Below are 20,429 nucleotides of genomic sequence, written 5' to 3'. Positions count from 1 at the left end.
CGCAGGGCTGCTTGCGCTGGCGGGAACCTCTCGCCAAACTCCGCGCTTCACGATTTTCAGGGGCTTGATTACACGCATCCCTGTGAAGGAGCCGAGATGAACCGCCTTGCCACCCCCGGCCAATTGCGCGCCAGCCTGCTGCGCTGGTCGCTGTTTCTGGTGCCCACCGTCCTGCTGCTTGGCTTTGTTTCGGGGCAGTTTGCGGGCAGCGGGCCGGGCAATCCGTGGTTCGACGCGCTCGAAAAGCCCGCGATCTACCCGCCTCCTGCCTTGTTCGGCATCGTCTGGACGATCCTGTATGTGATGATGGGCGTGGCGCTGGCGATGGTGTGCGCGGCGTGGGGGGCGCGCTGGCGGCCGTGGGCGATCCTGGCCTTTGTCGTGCAATTGGCGCTGAATCTCGCCTGGTCGCCGGTGTTTTTTGCCCTGCACGATATCCCGCTGGCACTGGCGGTGATCGTGGCGCTTATCGCCGCCCTCGTGCTCACGATCTGGCTGTTTGCCAAGGTGCGCCGTGCCGCCGCCTGGCTGCTGGTGCCCTATCTGGCGTGGGTGTGCTTTGCCACCGTGCTGACCTGGCAGTTCTGGCAACTTAACCCCAACGCGGCAGAGATCGAAGGCAACAATGCGGTGCAGCGAATTGAACTCTAGCTCTTGAGAATCCGCGCACAGAGGCCCAGATAACACCCATGCAAAGCGAAAACCCGATCATCGCCGACTTCGTCAAACTGGCCAATGCGGCCGCCGGAACGCTTGCGGGGATGACCCGCGAAGCGCGCGACAGTGCGCGCGAGCGGATGAAGGAAGCCTTGGGCGGGATGGATTTCGTGAGCCGCGAGGAGTTTGACGCTGTCAAGCAGATGGCCGCTACGGCACGCGAAAAGGTCGATGCGCTCGAAGCCCGCCTTGCCGCTCTGGAAGGCAAGACCAAGGGCTGATCCCGCGCGCTGCTTGCCCATCAGGGCGTTAAGCGGCACACCTCGCGCTGATGCAATTGCGCGCCCCTGCCATTCTGGTTGCCACCCGTCCGCATGGCGAGACGGCCGTTGTGGCGCGTTTCCTGACGGCCGAATACGGCCTTGTCGCCGCCTATGTCGCGGGCGGGCGCGGGCGCAGTTTGCGGCCTGTGCTGATCCCTGGCAACGGGGTGGAGGTGCAGGTTTCCGCCCGTTCGGACAGCCAGCTTCCCTTTGCCAAAGTCGAATTGCAGGCCAGCCGCGCGCCGTTTCTTGCCGAACCGCTCGCCGCCGCCGCGATCGGCTGGATCACCGCGCTGACCGCCACCGCGCTGCCCGAACGCCAGCCTTACCCCTCGCTCCATACGGCCCTTGGCGCGCTGCTCGATGCGATCTGCCTTGCGCCGTCTGCGCGCGGTTGGGCGGGGGCGCTGGTGGCTTACGAAATGCTGCTGCTGCGCGAGCTGGGCTATGGCGGGCAGGGGCAGCGGCCGGAGGGCGATTTGCCGGAGATCCTTGCCGCGATGGACGCGCTGGCACAGCCGCTTGACCACTACCTTCTTGCCGACCGGCGCGCAGGCGTTATGGCGGCGCGCGAACGCTTGCGTGAACTCTTGCAACGGATGGTGGAATGAAAATCGCTTGTCTTGCCGGGGACGGTATTGGCCCGGAAATCATGGCAGAGGCCAAGAAGGTGCTCGCCGCCCTCAACATTGCCGGAATTGAAACGGCGGATGCCGATGTGGGCGGCGTTGCCTATCGCAAGCACGGCCACCCGCTGCCGCCCGAAACGCTGGAGCTGTGCAAGGCATCCGATGCGGTGCTGTTCGGCGCGGTGGGCGATCCGGCCTGCGACAATCTGGAGCGGCATCTGCGCCCCGAACAGGCGATCCTGGGCCTGCGGCAGGCGTTGACGCTGTTCGCCAATCTGCGCCCCGCCACGATGTTTGCGGGCCTTGAGGATTTGTCCGCCCTGCGCCCCGAAGTCGCCCGCCAGATTGACCTTCTGATCGTGCGCGAGCTCAACGGCGATGTCTATTTCGGCGAAAAGGCGATCCGCACGCTGCCCGATGGGCGGCGGCAGGGGTTTGACCTGATGTCCTATGCCGAGGACGAGGTGCGCCGCATTGCCCATGTCGCCTTCCGGGCGGCGCAGGGCCGGGCCAAGCGCCTGTGCAGCGTGGACAAGGCCAATGTGCTGGAAACCAGTCAGCTGTGGCGCGATGTCGTGATCGAGGTTTCAGCCGAATATCCCGATGTTGAGCTGTCGCACATGTATGTCGATAACGCCGCAATGCAGCTTGTCCGCAATCCCGGCCAGTTCGATGTGGTGGTCACCGGCAATCTGTTTGGCGATATCCTGTCCGATCAGGCGAGCATGTGCGTCGGCTCGATCGGCCTTCTCGCCAGCGCATCGCTGGGAGAGACGCAGACCGCTTTCGGCACCAAGGGGCTTTACGAGCCGATCCACGGCAGCGCGCCCGATATTGCGGGCCAAGGCAAGGCCAATCCGATGGCGATGATCCTCAGCCTCGCCATGCTGCTGCGCCATTCGCTGGGGCTGGAGGCGGAGGCCGCGCGGGTCGAAGCCGCCGTGGCCAAGGCGCTGGCCGATGGCGTCAAGGGCGCCGATCTGGGCGGCCATGCGGGCACGGCGGAAATCGGTGACGCGGTAGTCGCGCGGCTCTGACGGAGGGGCGGGGCGATGAGCAATCTCGGCCCGCAGCTTGAACTGGCCGTGGTGCTGCCCACGCTGAACGAGGCGGGCAATATCGCGCCGATGGTTGCCCGGCTCGAAGCGGCGCTTGGCCCTGCGGGCTGGGAAGCGCTGTTCGTCGATGACAACAGCCATGACGGCACGGCCGAAGAAGCCCGGCGTATTGCCCGCACCGATCCGCGCATCCGCGTGATCCAGCGCATCGGTCGGCGCGGGCTTGCCAGCGCGGCGATAGAGGGGATGTGCGCCACCGCCGCGCCTTTCGTGGCGGTGATGGATGCCGATCACCAGCACGATCCGGCGCTGCTGCTCACCATGCTGGCGGCGGTCAAAAGCGGCGAGGCAGACCTTGCCTATGCCAGCCGCTTTGCCGACGGGGCGAGCGCTGCGGGTCTTGCCGATGCGCGGCGCGAGAAAGGCAGCCGGATTGCCAACGCGCTGGCGCGGCGCTTGACAGGCAGCGAACTCTCGGACGCGATGAGCGGCTTTTTCCTGATGCGTTCGGATCAGCTCCGGCGGCAGGCGGGCGATCTTTCGGGTATTGGTTTCAAGATCATGCTCGATATACTTGCCACGGCATCTCCGCCGCTCAGGGTCAAGGAACTGCCGATGCAGTTCGGCCCACGGCTGGCAGGGGAAAGCAAGCTCGATAATGCCGTGGTGCTCGATTTCCTCGCCGGATTGTATGACCGCTATCTGGGGCGGTTGATCCCGGTGCGCTACGCGCTGTTCGGCACGGTGGGCGCACTGGGGGTGGTGGTGCATATGGCGGTGCTGGCAGCGCTGTTTCGCACGGGGCTGATGGCCTTTGCGCTGGCGACGAGCGCGGCGACTTTGGCGGCGATGACGTTCAATTTCTGGCTCAACAACCTTCTCACCTACCGTGACCGGCGCTTGTCCGGCGCGCGGGCCATGCTGGCGGGGTGGGCGGGGTTCTGCGCCACCTGCGCGGTCGGCGCTTTCGCCAATGTGGCGGTATCGACCTATCTGCAAAGCCATGGCTGGCGCTGGTGGGCCGCCGCTCTGGTAGGCGTCGTGCTGGCATCGGTGTGGAATTACGCGCTGTCGAGCAAGTTCGTCTGGGGCCGGTTCCGGTAAATCTTCGGGAACCAAACCGCGCCCCCGGCCATTCCTGTTACATCGGACGGAGCAGACACCGTCTTGCAAGAAACAGGAGCAAATCATGGAAATCTTTGGTCTTATTGGCCTGCTGCTGGCGCTGTATGCCATCTATAATGTGCTGACGAGCGGCGCCACGACCGGTGCGAAGATCGGCTGGACGATCGGCCTGGTGCTGCTGCCGATCCTCGGCTTCATCGTGTGGCTTATTGCCGGCCCGCGTGGCGGCAAGCGAGTGATCGCCTAACGCCAGCCCTCTATCCAAGCATAGTGGAGGAAATCCTGATCGCTCTCCAGCGGCGCAGCGGTCAGGATGGGGTAGAACCACAGGAACAGGACGGCTGATCCCCCTACCAGCACGGTGGGGACCAGCCGCTCATTCCTTTGCCACAACCGCTCGGTCGCCAAGGCAAGCGCCGCCATGCCGAAACAATGCGGCAGGATGTAGTGGTAGTAGAACTGCACCGGCTTGGGCGCCACGATCCACATGCCCAGGCTGACCGCGTAAAGCACCGCCAGCGCGAGGCAATCGCGTCGACCTTCCTTCAAACCCGCCCACAGGCACCAGACAAGCGCGGGCAGCATGGCGAGCGAGGACAGCGGATTGCCCAGCAGCACCACGCCGCGCTGCGCCCCGTCGGCCACTTCATACAGATACCAGATCGCGCGGGCATTGGTCGCCCATTGCCACCACTGGCTCTGGTAAGGGTGCGGGGCGAGCACCTGCGTCTGAAGATCAAGCATCTGGCGGTGCAGGTCGATCAGGCCCGTGGGATTGCCCGGCACATCGGCAAACAGCAGGAAGGGCCAGTAACTCAGCGCATATACCGCCAATGGCAGCAGGCCAAGCCAGATACCCGCTTCCCACAAGGTCATGCCCCCGATCGGCCAGCCGCGTTTGGTGGTGAGGAACTGGCCTTTCGCCTGCCAGACCCGCGCCGCCAGAAAGGCCAGCCCCGGCACCATGGCCAGCGGAATAGCGTTCCACTTCGCCGCCATCGCCGCGCCCAGCGCCGCGCCCGCCATCGCCAGCCGCCAGCGCGCCGTCTCATGCTCGCGCACCGCACCTGCGCACATCCACAGCGCCAGCATGACAAAGCCCAGCATGACGGCATCGAGCATGGCGATGCGCGCCTGCACCAGCAGCGGAAAACCGGTGATCAGGAACACGCCGGTCAGCACGCTCGCCGCACGGCTCTGGCTGGCAAACCACATCGCGCGGCAGGCGGCAAACAGCGCCAGCACGCCGCAGGCAAAGGGCATGGCGCGCCAGCCCAGCGGGTTGTCGCCAAACAACAGCATCGCCAGCGCAATCGCCTGCTTGCCCAGCGGCGGATGCTCGCGGTTGAGCGCCTGACTCATATCCAGCAGCGCGCGCGCGGCGGGCAGGTAGTGCACCTCGTCGAAATAGGGCTTTGACGGGATCGTCAGCCGGATCGCACACAGCACGGCGAACACCGCCGCCAGCAGCAGATGCCAGCGGATCGGATCGGCGGGGCGGGCAGGGGGCGGGCTCATGCGGGGGCCAGCGATAAAGCAGCAGCACGGCATTTCGCAACACTTGCAGGCGCAAGGTCACACTCCTAAACGCTTGCCCCATGAAAAGGACATCCGGAACCGACCGCGCGCTCACCTCCAAATGGCGTCCCGCCACCCGTGCGGTGCGCGCGGGCACCACGCGCAGCGAACATGGCGAGACGAGCGAGGCGCTGTTCCTGACCAGCGGCTACACCTATGACAGCGCCGCCACGGTCGCCGCCCGTTTTGCCGGGGAAGCCACGGGGATGCAGTATTCCCGGTTCCAGAACCCCACCGTCGCCATGCTGGAAGAACGCATTGCCGCGATGGAGGGGGCAGAGGCGTGCAAGGTGCAGGCAAGCGGCATGGCCGCGATGACATCGGCACTGTTGTGCATGCTCAGCCAGGGCGATCACGTGGTTGCCGGGCGTGCGGCGTTTGGTTCGTGCCGATGGATCCTCGCCAATGTCCTCAACCGTTTCGGCATCACGCATACTGTGGTGGACGGGCGCAACAACCACGAGTGGGAAGCCGCGATCCAGCCCAATACCAAGGCGTTCTTCTTCGAAACGCCCGCCAATCCCACGCTCGACATCGTCGATCTCGCCTATGTTTGCGGGCTGGCAAAATCGCGCGGGATTACCACGATCGTCGACAACGCCTTTGCCACCGCCGCCTTGCAGCGCCCGATGGAATACGGCGCGGATGTCGTCGCTTATTCCGCCACCAAGCTGATGGACGGGCAGGGGCGCGTGCTGGCAGGCGCCATCTGCGGCAGCGCGCAATGGATCAACGAGGTGCTGAGCCCCTTTCAGCGCAACACCGGCCCGGTGCTGTCGCCGTTCAACGCCTGGGTGGTGCTGAAGGGGCTGGAGACGCTGCCCCTGCGCGCGCACAAGCAGAGCGAGAATGCGCTCGCCGTGGGCCGTTTCGTGGAGGAGCGGTTGAAGAAGCCGATCCTGCATCCGGGCCTGCCATCCTTCCATCAGCACGAACTCGCGGCAAAACAAATGGATGCCTTCGGCCCGATTTTCAGCTTCGTGGTCGATGGCGGGCGCGAAGCGGCGTTTGCCGTTCTCGACGCGCTCGAACTGGTCGATATTTCCAACAATATCGGCGATTCCAAATCGCTCGCCTGCCACCCTGCCAGCACAACGCATCACAATATGGGCGCCGAAGGCCGCGCCGAAATGGGCGTGGAGGAAGGCATGATCCGTATCAATATCGGGCTGGAAGACCCGCTCGACGTGATCGAGGATCTGGATCAGGCCTTCGCCAAGGCGGGCATTTGATCGGAGCGCTGCGTTCTTTTCTTGTGTAAGTTACGGTAAGTGCTAGCCTATTTTCCGAATGGGGAAGGGGCAGGGCAATGCGGGCAGTACGGCGGTTTCTGGCAGGCGCAGCCGCGCTGACGATGGTAACGGCTTTTCCGCCGATGGCCGCGGGCCAGGATGGTGATGCCGATGGCGCGCAGGCCGAAGCCTTCGCCGCCTTGCCTGCGCCGTTTCCCGTTGCGGCCTTTACCGCACGCGCGATGTTGCAAGGCACGCAGATATCGCCCGATGGCAGCAAGATCGCCTATCTGACGCAGCAGGGCGGCAACACCTATGTGCTGGTGCGCGATGCCGAAACGCTGGAAATGGTGGGCGGCAGCAATCTTGGCACGGATATTGACACCAATTGGTTCCGTTGGGCGGGCAATTCGGGCTTCCTCCTTTCCGTCAACGGCACAACCCGGCTGGTGGGGGAGGAGGTCGCCTTTTCCCGTCTGTTCCACTTGCCGCTGGCCGGGGACAGCCCGCGGCCGCTGGTGCTGGAACGGCAGGATCTGGACGGCGACGACCTGATATTCACCGATCCGGAAGGCCGCTACGCCCTCGTGTCGATTGCGGAACGGCTTTGGTCGCCGCCTTCGGTCTGGCGGTTCGATCTGGAAGATCCCGCAGCCCGCCCGGTGGAGGTGCAGCGCGCCCATGCCAGCGTGTCGAGCTGGTTTGCGGACGAGCAGGGCGTTGTGCGCGTGGGCGTGGGCTATTCGCCAGCCCGGCGGATGGAAATGCGTTACCGCCCCGATGCGCAAAGCGAATGGCGCGTCTCGGCACGTGTGGGGCGCGACAGCCGCGAACTGAAGGAATGGGGTTTTGTCGGCCTGCGCGCGGGCAGCGACGAAGGCTATGCCTTCAGCGTGCCGGAAGGCGAAAACCACGCCGTGCTGCGCAGTTTCAACTTCGCCACCGCTGAACCGGGCGAGATCGTGCACCGGGTGGACGGGGCCGATATCAGCGCGGTTGGCCTGTCGCCCGAACGCTCGCTGGTGGCACTGTATTACGAAGGCGATGTGGAGCAGACGCGCTGGCTTGAACCCGATCTGGCGCGCCACCACGCCGCCTTGCAGGCGGCGTTGCCGGGCAGTCGGGTCGATATCATCAGTTGGGCGAGCACCGACAGGCTGCTGGTGCTGCAACACGGCGCGGACGATCCGGGCGCGCTCTATGTCTTCACCCCGGCGCAGCGCAGACTCAATCTGGTGGGAGATCTGCGCCCCGACCTGCCACCCGATGCGCTCGGCCGGTCGCGCGCCTTCACCTATACCGCGCGCGACGGAACGCAGATCCGCGCCATGCTTACCCTCCCGCCGGGCGAGGGGGATGGCCCCTATCCGCTGATCGTCAACCCGCATGGCGGCCCCTATGGCGTGCGCGACAGGCTCGATTTCGATGACGAAGCGCAATTGCTGGCCAATCGCGGCTATGCGGTGGTGCGGCCCAATTTTCGCGGATCGGGCGGGTATGGCCACGCGTTCGAGCAATTGGGCGACGGCCAGATTGGCCGCGCGATGCAGGATGACCTCGATGATGTGGTGCACCATCTGGTGGCCGAAGGCGTGGCCGCGGCGGGGCGCGTGTGCCTGGTGGGCGGCAGCTATGGCGGCTATGCGGCCTTGTGGGGCGTTATCCGCAATCCGGAAATTTACCGCTGCGCCGCCAGCTGGGCCGGGGTCACGCATTTCAACCGGCAGCTCGCCTATGACCGCAATTACCTCTCCACCACCACAGCCGGACTACGCGAATGGCGCCGGCAGGTGCAGGGCGATAGCGCCGACTTCAATCTCGACCAGGTGTCGCCTGCCGTGCAGGCCGCGCGGTTGACCCGGCCGATATTGCTGGCGCATGGGCGCAAGGACAGCCGCGTGCCCTTTACCCAGTTCGAAGTGATGCGCAGCCGTGCCCGTTCCTCCTCCGCCCCGGTGGAAACGCTGGTTTTCGACGAGGCAGGCCACGGATTCAACAAGCCGGAGGATCGGCAGACCTACCTCTCCACTCTGGTCGACTTCCTTCAGCGCCATAATCCGCCGGACCTTCGCTAGTCGGGCATAAGGGCCGGGCTCGGTTCGTCGCAAATTGGTCGCAATTCGTCGTTCGCCTTTGTAACGATTAGGCGCTCTCGCGAAATTTTCGTGCGAGGATTGGATGGATCGCCTCTTGCCTGAAGTGACTGACCTTTACGCGGCGCTTGTCGCATCCTGCGACGATGCCATCGTGGCAAAGGATACCGATGGCGTCGTGCTGTCGTGGAATCCGGCGGCCGAAAGGCTGTTCGGCTGGTCTGCGGCGGAGATTGTGGGGCAATCGATCCGCCGCCTGATTCCCCAAGATCGTCAGCACGAGGAAGATGAGATCCTCGCCATGATCCGCAGCGGAGAAAAGGTAGGCCAGCGCCTGACGCGCCGCCTCCACCGGGACGGGCATCTGGTCGATGTCTGGGTCAGCGTCTCGCCAGTGCATAATGCCGCAGGCCAGATCGTCGGGGCCAGCAAGATCGCGCGCGATGCGGGCAATTACCTGCGCAACCAGCGCGAGCTGCGCGAGGCGAAGGAGCGGTTCGAGGCGCTCGCGGACAATATCGCCCCGATGGCCTGGATTGTGGCTCCCGATGGCAAGGTGGAATGGTATTCCCAGCGCTGGTACGACTTTACCGGAACCGATTATGATTACATGACGACACATGGGGCGGATGGAATCCTGCATCCCGATCATGCCGAACGCGTGCGTGCGCATTTCCGTGCTTGCCTGGAAAGCGGGCAGGATTGGGAGGATACATTCCCCCTGCGCAGACGCGATGGGGTGTGGCGCTGGTTCCTGAGCCGGGCCAAGCCGATGCGCGATGAAGACGGGCGCGTGCTGCGCTGGTTCGGCACCAATTCGGACATCACCGAACAGCGCGAACAGGCAGAGCAAATCCGCCTCCTGCTGATGGAGGTCAATCACCGATCGAAGAATATGCTCACCACGATTCAGGCGCTGTTGCGCCGCAGCGTGGAAGAGGACGAGGAATTCGTGCGCCGTTTCCAGCAGCGGATTCAGTGCCTGGCAGTCAACCAGGATATCCTGGTGCGCCGCGAATGGCGCGAAGTGCCGCTGGACGAGCTGGTGGAACTGCAACTCGAATTTGCTGCCGATGCGGCGGGCAAGGTCGTGGCGGAAGGGCCGGACATCGCGATCAATCCGCGCGCCGCCGAAACCCTTGGCATGGCGCTGCACGAACTGGCGACCAATTCGCTGAAATATGGCGCGCTGTCGGCAGACGGGGGCGAGGTCGATGTGCGCTGGCACGTGCAGGAGGGCACTTTCGTGCTGCGCTGGAGCGAAAGCGGCGGCCCGCCGGTGGCAAAGCCCGCGCGCAAGGGTTTTGGCACAAGGCTGATCTGCGAAGTGCCGCAACGGGCGCTGGGCGGATCGGCGGCAATTGACTATGATCCGCGAGGTATTGTCTGGGAACTGGCGGTGCCGCTGGCGGCAGTGGCCGGGTAAGGATACCGGGGCTTCGCAAAAAATCGGCGGCCCCTGACCCAAAGCCCTCTTGCCGCGGGGCCGATTGCCGTTACCTTGCGTGAATTGTGATGACCCGTGATGCTCTCAACGCGTTGTTCCAGCATGTCGCCACCACGGCGGGGGTGACGGTGCGCGTATCGGTGAACTTCATGCCCGAACAATCGCGGGTGGAGGCGGGCCGGTGGTTCTGGGTCTATCACATCCGCATGGAAAACCATCGGGACGACACCGTGCGTCTGCGCACGCGCCATTGGCGCATCAGCGACGCGCGCGGCATGATCAATGTGGTTGATGGCGAAGGCGTGGTGGGCGAAACCCCCGTGCTCGCGCCCGGCGAAAGCTTCGATTATGTGTCGGGCTGCGAACTGACCACCAGCGAAGGCGCAATGCAGGGCCATTACAGCTTTACCGACGGCGCAGGGCAGAGCTTCCTTGTGGCAATCCCGCATTTCCGGCTGGTGATGCCTGACCCGGTGGGGTGAGCGACGGGCGTTTACCCCACCTACCGCACCCGCGCAGGCGCCATCATCACCGCGTTCGCCAGCAGCAGATCCAGCCCGTCAAGATAACCGCGCGTTGCGGGATCATAGACGAAGCCCACCGCCAACCCGCGCCGCGCAGGCTGCGCGACCATGAAGGGCTTGAACGCCATTTGCCGACGGTTCTCGTCCCACAAATAGCCGCTGGCAAGCAGGCGATCCGCGGCGGCAAAGCGCACCACATTGGTGCCATTGGCCCGCGCCATCGGGGCAAAGACCAGATCGCCGCTGGCAAACACCACCGGGGCGGCGCGGTCATACCCGGCGGACAGGAAGCTGTCGGCATCGATCGCGGTGTGGAGCAGCGCGCCCGGCATCGTGTCCGGGCGGCGCGTGCCATCGGCAATCAGCGCGCGATAATCGGCCTCGCTGGCAATTGCGCTGCCTGCGGTTTCGGCCTCGACCTCCTCCGCTTCGGGATCGCCGCCCAGCACGGTCTCGCGCGACAGGGTGAACAGCGCGTTGTCGCCGGTGGCGAATTCGGCCATCGCCTCGCCCGTCACCACCACCACGCCGCCGCCATTGATGAAGGCTTCAATCGCCGCGCGCCCGCCGGTGCCGAGTGATCGGGCATAGGTGCCATCGGGCACCAGCAGCACATTGTAGCGGCCCAGTTGCGCACGGGCGACGGTGCGTGTGCGGATCGGGGCCACGGCGATGCCGAGCCGCTGTTCGAGCGTGTAGCGCATCGCGCCCGCCGAAAGCGGATCGACACCATCATCCCACAGCATCGCCACGCGCGGCGAGGCAAGGCGCACGAAGCGCTCGCTGCCGAGATTGGGGCCGCTGTCGACCCAGCCATTCTCCAGTGCCAGCGCCTCTGCGCCAATCTCGCGGGCGAGGGCGGCAAGTTCCTCCAGCTTTTCAGGATTATCGGCGCGGGAAAAAACCACGCTGCCACGCCCGTATGCGCGCCCGCCGATCACAAAGGCGGTATCGGTCGCGCGGCCCACAAGGCCACGCGACAGCGCGAGCGCGACAAGCCGCGCCTGCCCGCTATCGGTCCACGGCACGACCATGCCGAAGGCACCCGGTTCCTCTACCAGCGCGGCGAGCGGCTCGTCAGCGGATACCGCCACGCCCTGTGCCACCGCGCCGCTGCACAGCGTCACATCCACGCCCGACATCAGCCCGACTGACCATGCGGTGGTGTCATACAGTTCGTGCGCCAGATCACGGCTGCGGCGCGCTTCCTGCGCGGCGACGAATTCGGGCGGCAGGTCGGTGCTGATATCGAGCAGGCTGCGGATCAGCCGCGCGCTGGGCTGGCTGCGGCTTATCGCAAGGTATCCTGCCGGATAGCTGCGCCCGCAGGCATTGGCGGGCCCGGTCACGCGGCGCACCGCCACGCCTTGCGCTACCAGCCGGCGGGCGAGGTGTTCGGCGTTCCAGCGGCGCAGGGCAAGGTCGATCACATAGGTGCCGCTGCCCGCTTGCCCGGCCGCGGCGCTGCGCCGGTATTCGGCATAGTCGCCCAGGAACAGCGCGGCGTTGTCGGCCACGGTCTGCGCGGTGGCGAGGCTGGCGAGGAAGTGGTTGCGCACCCCTTCGGCATAGGTCAGCAGCGTGCCGTCCTTGCGTTCCCACAACAGGCCCCGCGCGCTGCCCTGCTCGAAGGTCATGGCGATGGCGCCGTTCAGCGTGGGCCAGGTGTCGCCATAGCCGGGGTAGAAGGCATCGAACACTTCGCGGGTGAAATAGGGCTGGCCCGCCCGGTCGAGGCTGGCGGCGATATTGCGGCCCAGCAGCACCTGCTTGTCGCGCTGGCCGCCGGTGATGTGCGGGTTGAACGGATCGGCAGATGGCGGGAAGAAATAGCTTTCATCGCCCCCCATCTCGTGCGCGTCGACCAGCACCACGGGCTGCCATTGCTGGATCGCGGCCACGCGCCCGCGCGTTTCGGGCTGGGTCAGGGCAAACCAGTCGCGGTTCAGATCGAACAGGTAATGGTTGAAGCGCCCTCCCGGCCAGGGCTGATCGGCGGCGGCGGTGTAGCGGTCGGCCGAGGGGGCAAGCCCGGCCTGCGAACGGAAGGAATGGACGAAACGCGCACGCCCGTCGGGGTTCTGGCTGGGGTCGATGATGACCACGCTGCCGCTCATGATCCGGTCAACCTGCGCATCGCCTTCGGCCGCCAGCAGGTGATAGGCCATCGCCAAAGCGGCATCGGTGGAGGAAATCTCGTCGCCGTGCACGCCATAGGACAGCCATGTGACGGGCAACAGGTTGGGCAAGGCAGAGGGCGCAGTGCCAGCCGCCAGCCGCGCCAGATCGCCGCGCACCGCCTCGATGCGCGCCATATTCGCCGCCGAGGTGATCACCGCATAGACCAGCGGGCGCCCCTGCCAGCTGCGCGCATATTCCACCAATCGCACCCGGTCGGGAGCAGCGCGTGCGAGCGCCTGCATATAGGCGAGCGCTTCTTCCGGCGAAGTAATCTCGGCCCCCAACCGGTGCCCCACCACCTGTTCCAGCGTGGGAATATCGGCGCGGAAACGGCCGTCGACCATGCTTTGCGCCGATACGGCTGCGGGCAAGGTGATGAGCAGCAGGGCGAAGGCGGCAAGGCGGCGCAGCATGAGCGGGAAAGACTCCGACAGGGATTTGCCAAGTCCTGTGGTTTCATCTGCAAGCGGTCAAGCGATATTGCGCAGGCCCGCTTGCCGCCCGCGCGCCGCCCGCTTACATGGCGCAGCACGACCATGAAGCGCACCCATTTGCCTCTCAACGCCTTGCGCGTATTCGATGCCGCCGCCCGGCACCTCAGCTTCACCCGCGCCGCGGACGAGCTGGCGGTGACGCCTGCCGCCGTGGGGCAGCAGATTCGCGCGCTCGAAGACGTGCTGGGCGTGATATTGTTCCGCCGCACCTCCAAGGGGCTGGAGCTGACCGATGAGGCGGTGGCGGGGCTCGATCCGCTGCGCGACGGGTTCCTGAAGTTCGAGGAAGCGGTGCAGGCGATGCAGGCAGGGCAGGCGAGCAGCGTTTATGCCATTGCCGTGCCGCGCGAATTCTATGCGCAATGGCTTGCGCCAAGGCTCGCGTCATTCCGCGCCGCCAACCCCGATGCGCGCTTTCAGCTGATCGCGGACGAAGACGCCGATTTTACCGAGGCCAATCTCGATCTTGCGATCCGCCTTGTCGAAGGGCCGGGCGAACTGGAAGGCGTGCAATTGGCCGATGGCGCGCAGGTCGTCGTCGCCGCACCGCAAGCGCCTGATGGCTGGATAAGCTGGCCGGGCTTCCCCGCTCCCGATGGCGCGGATGTGGTGTTGCAGGTGGGCAATGCCGGGCAGGCGCTGTCCTCTGCGTTGGCGGGCTTTGGCCGTGCGGCAATGCCGCTGCCGCTGGTGGCCGAAGCACTGGCCGACGGGCGACTGGTGGTGGATGGTGAGCCGGAGGAATGCCGCCGCGCTTATTGGCTGGTCGCCCCGCGCCCGCAATGGCGGCAGAAGAAGGTGCAGGCGCTGGTCGCGCATCTGGCGGCCCGGTGATTTCACAGATCGCTACGCCGCGCTTTGTCTTGCGCGCAGTCGAAGCGGGTGACGTTGACGCACTCTTGCCCGCGTTTTGCGATCCCGACGCGATGCGATATTGGAGCCGTGGCCCCTTCGATAACCGGGCGCAGTTTGCCGAATGGCTGCTCGATGCCAGCTGGGGCGGGCGGACATGGGTCGCCGTGCCAAAGGCAGGCGGCGATCCGGTGGCGCGGCTCGTGGCTTCCGAAGCACGGCCGGGCGTGGCGGAGATCGGCTATCTGGTGCTGCCCGGCCATGCGCGGCAAGGCATTGGCGGGGAATGTGTGGCCGCATTGGTGACGCATCTGTTCCGGGCCGAAGGCTATAGCCGCGTCTTTGCCGATACCGATCCGCGCAACACGCCATCCAACCGCCTGCTGCAAAGGCTGGGCTTTACGCGCGAGGCGCATCTGCGCAGCGCAATGGAAACGCATATCGGCTGGTGCGACACATGGCTGTGGGGCGTGCTGGCCGATGAATGGCGGCATTGAGCATTTTGAATCGCCGCGCAGCTTCCATTAATCTTTGACGAATTATCCGCTTTGTGGTGCCAGTGCTCCGGTATCAAGGGGCGCCAGTCTGGCGGCTAAGGGGGTTTCATGATTCGGCGTGTGACAAGCGGGTTCCGGGCGGTTCTGCTGGCCGGGGCGGCGGCTGTGCTGGTTCCGGCGATTGTGCCGGTGGCGGCATCGGCCCAATCGGCCCGCAATCTCGACAATGCGCGCAGCGACGTGCTGATCTTTGACGGCGCGGTGACCACGGCGCCGGCGGTGTTTCGTTACACCATGCAGCCCAATACCACGCTGCAAGTCGATGTGATCCCCAAGGAAGGCTCGGATCTCGATCCCGTGCTGACCATCACCGATGTGCGCACCGGCGAAGTGCTGGCCGAGGATGACGACAGCGGCGGCAATCTGGCCAGCCGCGCCCGCATTGTCACCGAAGCGCGCCGCCAGGTGGAAATTACCGTCTCGGCCTTCGCCTTCTTCTCAGGCGAGGAGACCAACGGCCCGTTCGAACTGCAACTGCGCCCCGCGCCTTTCGTGCCCGAACACACCACTGCGATCGATTACGGGGCGGAAATGCGCGGGCGGCTGACGGGGGGCAATCCGCGCCTCTACACGATTCGCGGGGAAGCGGGGCAATTGCTGGAGGTGGCGCTCACCGCGCGGGGCGATGATCTGGATCCGCTGCTGATCCTCTACAAGGGCAGCGGCACGATGGGCGAGGAAGTGGCGCGCGACGATGATGGGGGCGGGGGGCTCAATTCCCTGCTGCGCATCCGCCTGCCCGAAAGTGGCACCTACACGATTGCCGCTTCCGCTTACAACGCCAGCGAAGGGCAGTTTACGCTGCGTGTCGCCCCCTTGCGCGATGTGGCGGCGACCACGGGCGAGCAGGCGCTGGGCTTTGGCGACCCGGCCGAAGGCTATCTCACTCAGAGCGCTTATGGCGAAGTTGAGGGGGAAGAAAGCGCGGTGACCTATCGCCTCGGCGCCGAGGCCATCGCTGCCATACGGGCCGGCGCAGGCGAGGTGACGATCAACATGACGACACCGGCGTTTGAGGACAGCGACTTTCCGAGCAACATCGATCCGTTTCTCGAACTCGGTTTTGAAACCCCTCTCGGCTATTCGAGCGTGATGAGCGATGATGACGGCGGAGAAGGGCTGAATGCGCGCCTCGCCGTGGACCTTCGCCCGTTGGCGATGGAAGGCAGCGACTGGCTGGAACGGCTGCGCATCCGCGCCAGCAGCATTGGCGGCGGCGGGGCCTTCGCGCTGGAACTGGTGGAAGGCTTGCAAGCTGTCGAGGAGGAAACCGACTTTTCCGCGGTGGAGGAGGTTCCGTTTGACGCTGCGGTGGCGCCGCCTGCGCCATAGGTTTGCGCGCCAGATGCTATTGAACAGGGGGCAGGCGCGATCCTGCCCCTTTTCGCGTCAGGCGGTGGCCCGGCGATAAAGATGCCAACTGGCATGCGCGAACAGCGGCAGGGCCAGCAGCAGGCCCAGCAGCGCCGGGATCATCGCCGCAAACAGCACCACCGCGATCAGCGCCGCCCAGCCGAGCATGACTGCCCGGTTGGCGCGCACGGCAGACACGCTGGCAATCATCGCGGTGATGCAATCCATGTCGCGGTCGACCAGCATGGGCAGGCTGATGGCGGTGAGCGTGAAGATCAGCAATGCAAAGCCCGCGCCCACCGTGGTGCCCACCGCCAGCATTGCCATGCCCGCAGGCGTGGCGAAAAAGGCCATGCTCTCGCTCGTCATCCCGGCCTGCGCCATGAAGATGTAGAAGATGCCGTGGCCGATGATGACCCAGAAGCAGAAGATCACAAAGGCGACCACGCCCACGCCCAGCACCTGCCCGTCACCGCGCCCCCGCACCGCGCCAAGAACGGCGCGCCAATCGGGAGGTAGGCCCGCCTCGCGCCGCCGGCTCGCCTCGTACATCCCCACCGCGGTGAACGGCGCGATCAGCGGAAAACCGGCTGCGGGAACCAGCCAGACCCATTGCCCGTGCTGCACCAGCACGAAATAGAGCGCCCAGCCCGCCACCACATAGAAGGCGGCAAAGAACAGGCCGAATGCGGGAAATCGGCGAAAATCGGCCCACCCGGCGGCTAGCGCACGGGCCAGATCGGCAAAGGTCAGATCATCTCGGACGCGCAGTTTTGCGCGTGCGCCATTGGCAGTTGCCGTCATCCCAGCCCCATCATCCCAAAGGGCGATCCCCCTTTGCCAAGCTGCAACAGCTTGGCGGTGATGGCAAGTGGGGCGTTATGGCGCGGGGGCGGGAGTCCACCGGTAAATGCCGCCATCGGCAATCAGCGCCAGATACAGATCGCCATCGGCAATCACCCACGATCGCAGGTTTGGAAGATCGGCCGCAATGCGTGTGTCCATCGCCGCCTCGCCGCAGAATGCCCGCGTCATCGCGCCCGGCTCGAACGTGATGGCACCGCTGCGCGCTGCCACCGGATCGGCAGTCCAGCGCGAGGATGCCCGGTTGCAATCAAGCCGCAGGCTGGCTGTGCCATCGGCGTTGAGCGTGAGCGTGTAGCCTTCGCGGTTGGGCGGAACCAGCGTGCCGATATCGTCATCCGACGATTGGAAATTGACCAATTGCCAGCTTGTCCCGCGCAGATCGACCAGCGGTTCCTGCACCTGCGGGCGCTGCGCAGAGGATGGAGCGCCGTCATTTCCGGCGGGAACCGGCGCGCATGCGGCAATCGCGGTTGCGTACAGGGTGGCCAGAACAATGCGAACGGACGATTGGGCAGCGAATGTCATCACAGGTGTCCTCGTCAAGGAGCGCGAAACACAAGCATACGCCTGACCTGCTGCAAAGTGTAATGAATAAGGGCTCCGGCATCTTCTGCCGAAGCCCTTGTCGGTAAGGTTGCTGGCTCGCCGTGATCAGCCGCCGCGGCCGGCGCCCGGCGCGGCGCGCGGGCCGACACCCGGATCCCAGTCGAAGGGCCGCGCAAAGCGGCTGCGGTCGTCATTTTCGGGCGTTACCGGTTCTTCCTCGCCCGCGGCTATGCGCGCCTGCTGCGCGCGGCTGGCGTTGATATAGTCGCGCGGCATGTAATTGCCTTCGTGGCAGGCATATTCGAAGAAGACATAATCATCGTCGCGCGTCCATTCGATGCGAGTGGTCCACGGCGCGGTATAGATCAGCGGGTCGGAATAGGTCAGCTCGTGCACGATGGCATTGGGGCCGGTCATGGTCAGGCGTTCCACCGTCATCGCCTCGGTGCTCATCGGCACGGTGTTGAAGGCGGGGACATCGAGCGTGCCGGTGAACTGCGTCGCCATGTTGAGCGGCGAGGCGGCGCGGCGGAAGATATCCTCGGTCACGCTGTCGCCGCTGACGATATTGGTCGTCTCAATCACCAGCGTCTTGCCTTCCCACCAGCCGCGTGAATTGCCCATCCACGCCTCGACGGCTTCGGGCCACTTGGCGGCCTGTGCCTCTTCCTTGCTGTTGTAGATCTTGATCACGCGCGTGCCGAGCATTTCGAGCACGATGGTCATGTAACCGGGGCTCTGGAACACGCGGATGCCGTTATTGTAGCGGAAGGGATACATCGACGCCGGGAAGCCACGCGACACGCAGCGATCCCAGCTGTCGAAATCGCTCACCCAGTTATAGGCTTGCCCCGGCACCCAGCCCGAACGGCCGGCGCGGAACAGGCGCATCCCTTCCTCGGTCAGCGGCGGCAGCTGGCCGTTGGCCGGGGAGACGAGCATCGAGGTGCGGTGGCCGAAATCGGTTTGCTCGAACCATTCGGCCAACCCTTCGGTGCCCGATGTGCCGATGCCGTTTTCGGTCGCGGCGGCAAAGCGGCCGTCATTCCCGCGTGCAGCATCGAGCCGGCGCTGAAACTCCTCGTCGGTCACCCAGAAGCGCATCCCGTATTGTTCGGGCCGCTGAAACAGGATGCGGCCTTCATTCAGCCGTTCGATCGGCCAGGTGCCGGTGAAATCATAGTCGCCCCACGGCAGGCGCGCGGGTTCGTAATCGGTCGGCACCGGGGGCAGGGTGTAGAGATCGGACGGGCGGCTTTGCGCGGCGGCGGGGGCGGCGGTAAGCGCCAGGCCGCACGAGGCGACGGCGATGGCGACAAGCGAGGTGAGACCTTTGCGGGTCATAGTATCGGGCTCCCTTCCCAATTGATCCTGTCCACCGGCAGCCCGCCTGTTACGCAAAGCCCCGGTTTTGATCCCAGATTAGGCGCGAAGCGCCGGGGATGCCAGCGTCGAGATTGATAAAGTCTGTAACACTTTGTCGCAGCGCCCTTGACTGGGCCTGTGTGCGGGGCTGCGGTAGGGTATGTAGGAAAAATACCCTTTGCCATCCGCGCAAATCTGGGACATTTGGCGCAAATGTAGAGATTCAGATGGAAATGTAGGAAAAATACATCAAATCGGCTTCGGTTTGCCGACTGCGGGAATTGGCTTGCTGGGCGGCTGCGTGGATGGTGCGCCAGGCATCAATTTCGCCTAGCGGCATACGCCTTGCAGCAGGGAAAATCGCGGTGTGAAGGCCAAACGGGGCATGATTGTCGTTGGGCTGGCTGGATAACCAGAATTAGGGGTTTACCCCTATTTACTCCCGATAGTGCTTAAGAGATGTTGAGGAACAGATACGGGGTTTCCCTTGATAACGCTCGTTACAGTGAATGGTAGGCAGATAATCTGAGTGTTATCGCTAACATAGATGCAATTGATGTTTGCCATATTTCGAACATCTATTAATTAAAGATTTGCAGTTCCTGGCCGGGCCGCGCCTATCGCTGTTTCAACGATATGGGGCCGGGTGTTTCTTACTAAAGCCGCAAAGAGGGACCTATGGGAGAGACGACGGCTGTAAAGAAGCAGGAGGTTCTGAAACTCCTCGCCGATGACTGGAAGGCCAGTGACATCCGCGAGTTGGGCACCACGCTGCTGCGCCTCGCGGATTCGCTTGATCAAGCGTGGAACGGATCGAATGTGAAATCGATCTTCCGCTGGCCCAGCGAACTTGCGCGGATCGAGAAGAACGCGCTCAACCTCGCGATGAAGGCGCGGGTGATCTACGAACAGCGCGGCAGGCGCTGGGATCATCTGCCGGCCGATCTGCTGGGCGAACCGGCGTGGGATATGCTGCTTGACCTGTTCATCCAGTTTGCGGGCGGGGCGAAAGTGTCTACCACCAGCCTGTGCATGGCGAGCCGCGTGCCCAGCACCACGGCGCTGCGCTATATCAACGCGCTGGAAGAGGCCGGGCTGGTGACGCGCAGCACATCCGAGTTCGACAAGCGCGTGACCTTCGTGGCCCTTACCGATCAGGGCGTGCTGGCGGTGGGACGCTATCTCGAACAATATTAGGGCGCAGGCGTTTCCGCCGCATCGGGAACGGGGGTAAGGCCGAGCAGCGGATCATCAGGCGTCGGCGCAGTGCCGTTGCGCGTGGTCATGTAGGAGGTGGCCTGCCGAGGGATTTTGCGTGTTGTCATGCCCGGTGGGGGAGCAGGGGGATGGCTGCAAGAAAGGGTTTTTCCGCAGTGTTTACGGCACGCACGGCTTGCCGCCACCTTCTCGCCTTGGCACAAGCGCAGGCATGGCCAACAAACTCTATTTCGGGGATAATCTGCACGTCCTTCGCTAGGGTCGAGACTCAATCAGAGCCAGAAAGCCACGGCGGCGGCAAGGCATACGGCGGATAGGAAGTTTCTGGCG

20 protein-coding genes are annotated in these 20,429 nt (G+C 64.8%); 14 read left to right on the top strand and 6 right to left on the bottom strand.

Features of this window, described 5'->3' with window-relative positions; genetic code table 11:
* The first annotated feature begins 96 nt into the window (after nucleotides 1-96).
* The 6 genes from WFP39_RS13940 to WFP39_RS13915 all read left to right on the top strand — a co-directional run bounded on the left by WFP39_RS13940 (nucleotide 97) and on the right by WFP39_RS13915 (nucleotide 4,039).
* Complete coding sequence (locus tag WFP39_RS13940) at nucleotides 97-651, top strand: TspO/MBR family protein (RefSeq protein ID WP_336920436.1); 555 nt, start codon at nucleotides 97-99, stop codon at nucleotides 649-651.
* A 38-nt stretch (nucleotides 652-689) separates the two neighbouring features.
* A complete protein-coding gene (locus WFP39_RS13935) occupies nucleotides 690-938 on the top strand; it encodes an accessory factor UbiK family protein (protein WP_336920435.1) in 249 nt (82 codons plus the stop codon).
* A gap of 50 nt (nucleotides 939-988) precedes the next feature.
* Entirely contained in the window at nucleotides 989-1,591 is a 603-nt protein-coding gene (gene recO / locus WFP39_RS13930) for a DNA repair protein RecO (protein WP_336920434.1), read from the top strand.
* Complete coding sequence (gene leuB, locus WFP39_RS13925) at nucleotides 1,588-2,646, top strand: 3-isopropylmalate dehydrogenase (RefSeq protein ID WP_336920433.1); 1,059 nt, start codon at nucleotides 1,588-1,590, stop codon at nucleotides 2,644-2,646. The genes recO and leuB overlap by 4 nt, the downstream gene beginning before the upstream one ends.
* 15 nt (nucleotides 2,647-2,661) lie before the next feature.
* Nucleotides 2,662-3,771 (top strand): glycosyltransferase family 2 protein, encoded by a 1,110-nt coding sequence (locus WFP39_RS13920; RefSeq protein WP_336920432.1) that lies wholly within the window; start codon nucleotides 2,662-2,664, stop codon nucleotides 3,769-3,771.
* A gap of 85 nt (nucleotides 3,772-3,856) precedes the next feature.
* Nucleotides 3,857-4,039: a PLD nuclease N-terminal domain-containing protein gene (locus WFP39_RS13915; RefSeq protein ID WP_336920430.1), complete on the top strand. Its 183-nt coding sequence runs from the start codon at nucleotides 3,857-3,859 to the stop codon at nucleotides 4,037-4,039.
* Here WFP39_RS13915 and WFP39_RS13910 read toward each other — a convergent pair.
* Nucleotides 4,036-5,310, bottom strand: a complete 1,275-nt coding sequence (locus WFP39_RS13910) for a phospholipid carrier-dependent glycosyltransferase (RefSeq protein ID WP_336920429.1) — start codon at nucleotides 5,308-5,310, stop codon at nucleotides 4,036-4,038. The two genes, WFP39_RS13915 and WFP39_RS13910, sit on opposite strands and share 4 nt — an antisense overlap.
* An 80-nt stretch (nucleotides 5,311-5,390) precedes the next feature.
* Between WFP39_RS13910 and WFP39_RS13905 the strand changes: the two genes are divergently transcribed.
* From WFP39_RS13905 to apaG, 4 genes are all read left to right on the top strand, one after another.
* Entirely contained in the window at nucleotides 5,391-6,602 is a 1,212-nt protein-coding gene (locus tag WFP39_RS13905; protein WP_336920427.1) for a trans-sulfuration enzyme family protein, read from the top strand.
* 77 nt (nucleotides 6,603-6,679) lie between these two features.
* The gene (locus tag WFP39_RS13900; protein WP_336920426.1) at nucleotides 6,680-8,677 is read left to right on the top strand and encodes an alpha/beta hydrolase family protein; all 1,998 of its coding nucleotides are present in this window, start codon (nucleotides 6,680-6,682) and stop codon (nucleotides 8,675-8,677) included.
* A gap of 103 nt (nucleotides 8,678-8,780) precedes the next feature.
* Nucleotides 8,781-10,121, top strand: coding sequence for a sensor histidine kinase (locus WFP39_RS13895; RefSeq protein WP_336920424.1), 1,341 nt, complete (start codon nucleotides 8,781-8,783; stop codon nucleotides 10,119-10,121).
* Nucleotides 10,122-10,210: 89 nt separating this feature from the next.
* Nucleotides 10,211-10,624, top strand: coding sequence for a Co2+/Mg2+ efflux protein ApaG (gene apaG / locus WFP39_RS13890; protein WP_336920423.1), 414 nt, complete (start codon nucleotides 10,211-10,213; stop codon nucleotides 10,622-10,624).
* Nucleotides 10,625-10,644: 20 nt separating this feature from the next.
* Here the strand turns inward: apaG and WFP39_RS13885 are convergent, their stop codons facing one another.
* Nucleotides 10,645-13,260 carry a M14 metallopeptidase family protein gene (locus WFP39_RS13885; RefSeq protein WP_336920422.1) on the bottom strand — a complete coding sequence of 872 codons (2,616 nt, stop codon included), beginning with the start codon at nucleotides 13,258-13,260 and terminating at the stop codon, nucleotides 10,645-10,647.
* Between the two features lie 123 nt (nucleotides 13,261-13,383).
* Between WFP39_RS13885 and WFP39_RS13880 the strand changes: the two genes are divergently transcribed.
* The 3 genes from WFP39_RS13880 to WFP39_RS13870 all read left to right on the top strand — a co-directional run bounded on the left by WFP39_RS13880 (nucleotide 13,384) and on the right by WFP39_RS13870 (nucleotide 16,082).
* Entirely contained in the window at nucleotides 13,384-14,175 is a 792-nt protein-coding gene (locus tag WFP39_RS13880) for a LysR family transcriptional regulator (RefSeq protein WP_336920421.1), read from the top strand.
* Entirely contained in the window at nucleotides 14,085-14,690 is a 606-nt protein-coding gene (locus WFP39_RS13875) for a GNAT family N-acetyltransferase (RefSeq protein WP_419716205.1), read from the top strand. The genes WFP39_RS13880 and WFP39_RS13875 overlap by 91 nt, the downstream gene beginning before the upstream one ends.
* A 108-nt stretch (nucleotides 14,691-14,798) precedes the next feature.
* Nucleotides 14,799-16,082 (top strand): PPC domain-containing protein, encoded by a 1,284-nt coding sequence (locus WFP39_RS13870; protein WP_336920418.1) that lies wholly within the window; start codon nucleotides 14,799-14,801, stop codon nucleotides 16,080-16,082.
* A 57-nt stretch (nucleotides 16,083-16,139) separates the two neighbouring features.
* Here WFP39_RS13870 and WFP39_RS13865 read toward each other — a convergent pair whose 3' ends face one another.
* The 3 genes from WFP39_RS13865 to WFP39_RS13855 all read right to left on the bottom strand — a co-directional run bounded on the left by WFP39_RS13865 (nucleotide 16,140) and on the right by WFP39_RS13855 (nucleotide 18,860).
* Entirely contained in the window at nucleotides 16,140-16,907 is a 768-nt protein-coding gene (locus WFP39_RS13865) for a DUF2189 domain-containing protein (RefSeq protein WP_336920417.1), read from the bottom strand.
* A gap of 75 nt (nucleotides 16,908-16,982) precedes the next feature.
* On the bottom strand, nucleotides 16,983-17,495 hold the full coding sequence (locus tag WFP39_RS13860) for an META domain-containing protein (RefSeq protein ID WP_336920416.1): 513 nt from the start codon (nucleotides 17,493-17,495) through the stop codon (nucleotides 16,983-16,985).
* A gap of 126 nt (nucleotides 17,496-17,621) precedes the next feature.
* A complete protein-coding gene (locus WFP39_RS13855) occupies nucleotides 17,622-18,860 on the bottom strand; it encodes a hypothetical protein (RefSeq protein ID WP_336920414.1) in 1,239 nt (412 codons plus the stop codon).
* Between the two features lie 699 nt (nucleotides 18,861-19,559).
* Between WFP39_RS13855 and WFP39_RS13850 the strand changes: the two genes are divergently transcribed.
* A complete protein-coding gene (locus tag WFP39_RS13850) occupies nucleotides 19,560-20,078 on the top strand; it encodes a winged helix DNA-binding protein (RefSeq protein ID WP_336920412.1) in 519 nt (172 codons plus the stop codon).
* Here WFP39_RS13850 and WFP39_RS13845 read toward each other — a convergent pair.
* The gene (locus WFP39_RS13845; protein ID WP_336920410.1) at nucleotides 20,075-20,206 is read right to left on the bottom strand and encodes a hypothetical protein; all 132 of its coding nucleotides are present in this window, start codon (nucleotides 20,204-20,206) and stop codon (nucleotides 20,075-20,077) included. The two genes, WFP39_RS13850 and WFP39_RS13845, sit on opposite strands and share 4 nt — an antisense overlap.
* Between the last annotated feature and the right edge of the window lie 223 nt (nucleotides 20,207-20,429).

This window comes from Alteraurantiacibacter lauratis (assembly GCF_037154155.1).
Classification (GTDB): domain Bacteria; phylum Pseudomonadota; class Alphaproteobacteria; order Sphingomonadales; family Sphingomonadaceae; genus Alteraurantiacibacter; species Alteraurantiacibacter lauratis.
Note: the sequence above shows the minus strand (reverse complement) of the source record. Positions and strands in the feature narration are given on the sequence as shown.

Excerpts from the sequence above, each read along its gene's own strand:
- WFP39_RS13910 (WP_336920429.1), bottom strand. The coding sequence starts at position 5,310 with ATGAGCCCGCCCCCTGCCCGCCCCGCCGATCCGATCCGCTGGCATCTG.
- WFP39_RS13940 (WP_336920436.1), top strand. The coding sequence starts at position 97 with ATGAACCGCCTTGCCACCCCCGGCCAATTGCGCGCCAGCCTGCTGCGC.
- WFP39_RS13905 (WP_336920427.1), top strand. The coding sequence starts at position 5,391 with ATGAAAAGGACATCCGGAACCGACCGCGCGCTCACCTCCAAATGGCGT.
- WFP39_RS13875 (WP_419716205.1), top strand. The coding sequence starts at position 14,085 with ATGCCGCCGCGCTTATTGGCTGGTCGCCCCGCGCCCGCAATGGCGGCA.
- WFP39_RS13865 (WP_336920417.1), bottom strand. The coding sequence starts at position 16,907 with ATGACGGCAACTGCCAATGGCGCACGCGCAAAACTGCGCGTCCGAGAT.
- WFP39_RS13850 (WP_336920412.1), top strand. The coding sequence starts at position 19,560 with ATGGGAGAGACGACGGCTGTAAAGAAGCAGGAGGTTCTGAAACTCCTC.
- WFP39_RS13860 (WP_336920416.1), bottom strand. The coding sequence starts at position 17,495 with ATGACATTCGCTGCCCAATCGTCCGTTCGCATTGTTCTGGCCACCCTG.
- WFP39_RS13935 (WP_336920435.1), top strand. The coding sequence starts at position 690 with ATGCAAAGCGAAAACCCGATCATCGCCGACTTCGTCAAACTGGCCAAT.
- apaG (WP_336920423.1), top strand. The coding sequence starts at position 10,211 with ATGACCCGTGATGCTCTCAACGCGTTGTTCCAGCATGTCGCCACCACG.
- WFP39_RS13920 (WP_336920432.1), top strand. The coding sequence starts at position 2,662 with ATGAGCAATCTCGGCCCGCAGCTTGAACTGGCCGTGGTGCTGCCCACG.
- leuB (WP_336920433.1), top strand. The coding sequence starts at position 1,588 with ATGAAAATCGCTTGTCTTGCCGGGGACGGTATTGGCCCGGAAATCATG.
- WFP39_RS13880 (WP_336920421.1), top strand. The coding sequence starts at position 13,384 with ATGAAGCGCACCCATTTGCCTCTCAACGCCTTGCGCGTATTCGATGCC.
- WFP39_RS13855 (WP_336920414.1), bottom strand. The coding sequence starts at position 18,860 with ATGACCCGCAAAGGTCTCACCTCGCTTGTCGCCATCGCCGTCGCCTCG.
- WFP39_RS13885 (WP_336920422.1), bottom strand. The coding sequence starts at position 13,260 with ATGCTGCGCCGCCTTGCCGCCTTCGCCCTGCTGCTCATCACCTTGCCC.
- WFP39_RS13900 (WP_336920426.1), top strand. The coding sequence starts at position 6,680 with ATGCGGGCAGTACGGCGGTTTCTGGCAGGCGCAGCCGCGCTGACGATG.
- WFP39_RS13895 (WP_336920424.1), top strand. The coding sequence starts at position 8,781 with ATGGATCGCCTCTTGCCTGAAGTGACTGACCTTTACGCGGCGCTTGTC.
- recO (WP_336920434.1), top strand. The coding sequence starts at position 989 with ATGCAATTGCGCGCCCCTGCCATTCTGGTTGCCACCCGTCCGCATGGC.
- WFP39_RS13845 (WP_336920410.1), bottom strand. The coding sequence starts at position 20,206 with ATGACAACACGCAAAATCCCTCGGCAGGCCACCTCCTACATGACCACG.
- WFP39_RS13915 (WP_336920430.1), top strand. The coding sequence starts at position 3,857 with ATGGAAATCTTTGGTCTTATTGGCCTGCTGCTGGCGCTGTATGCCATC.
- WFP39_RS13870 (WP_336920418.1), top strand. The coding sequence starts at position 14,799 with ATGATTCGGCGTGTGACAAGCGGGTTCCGGGCGGTTCTGCTGGCCGGG.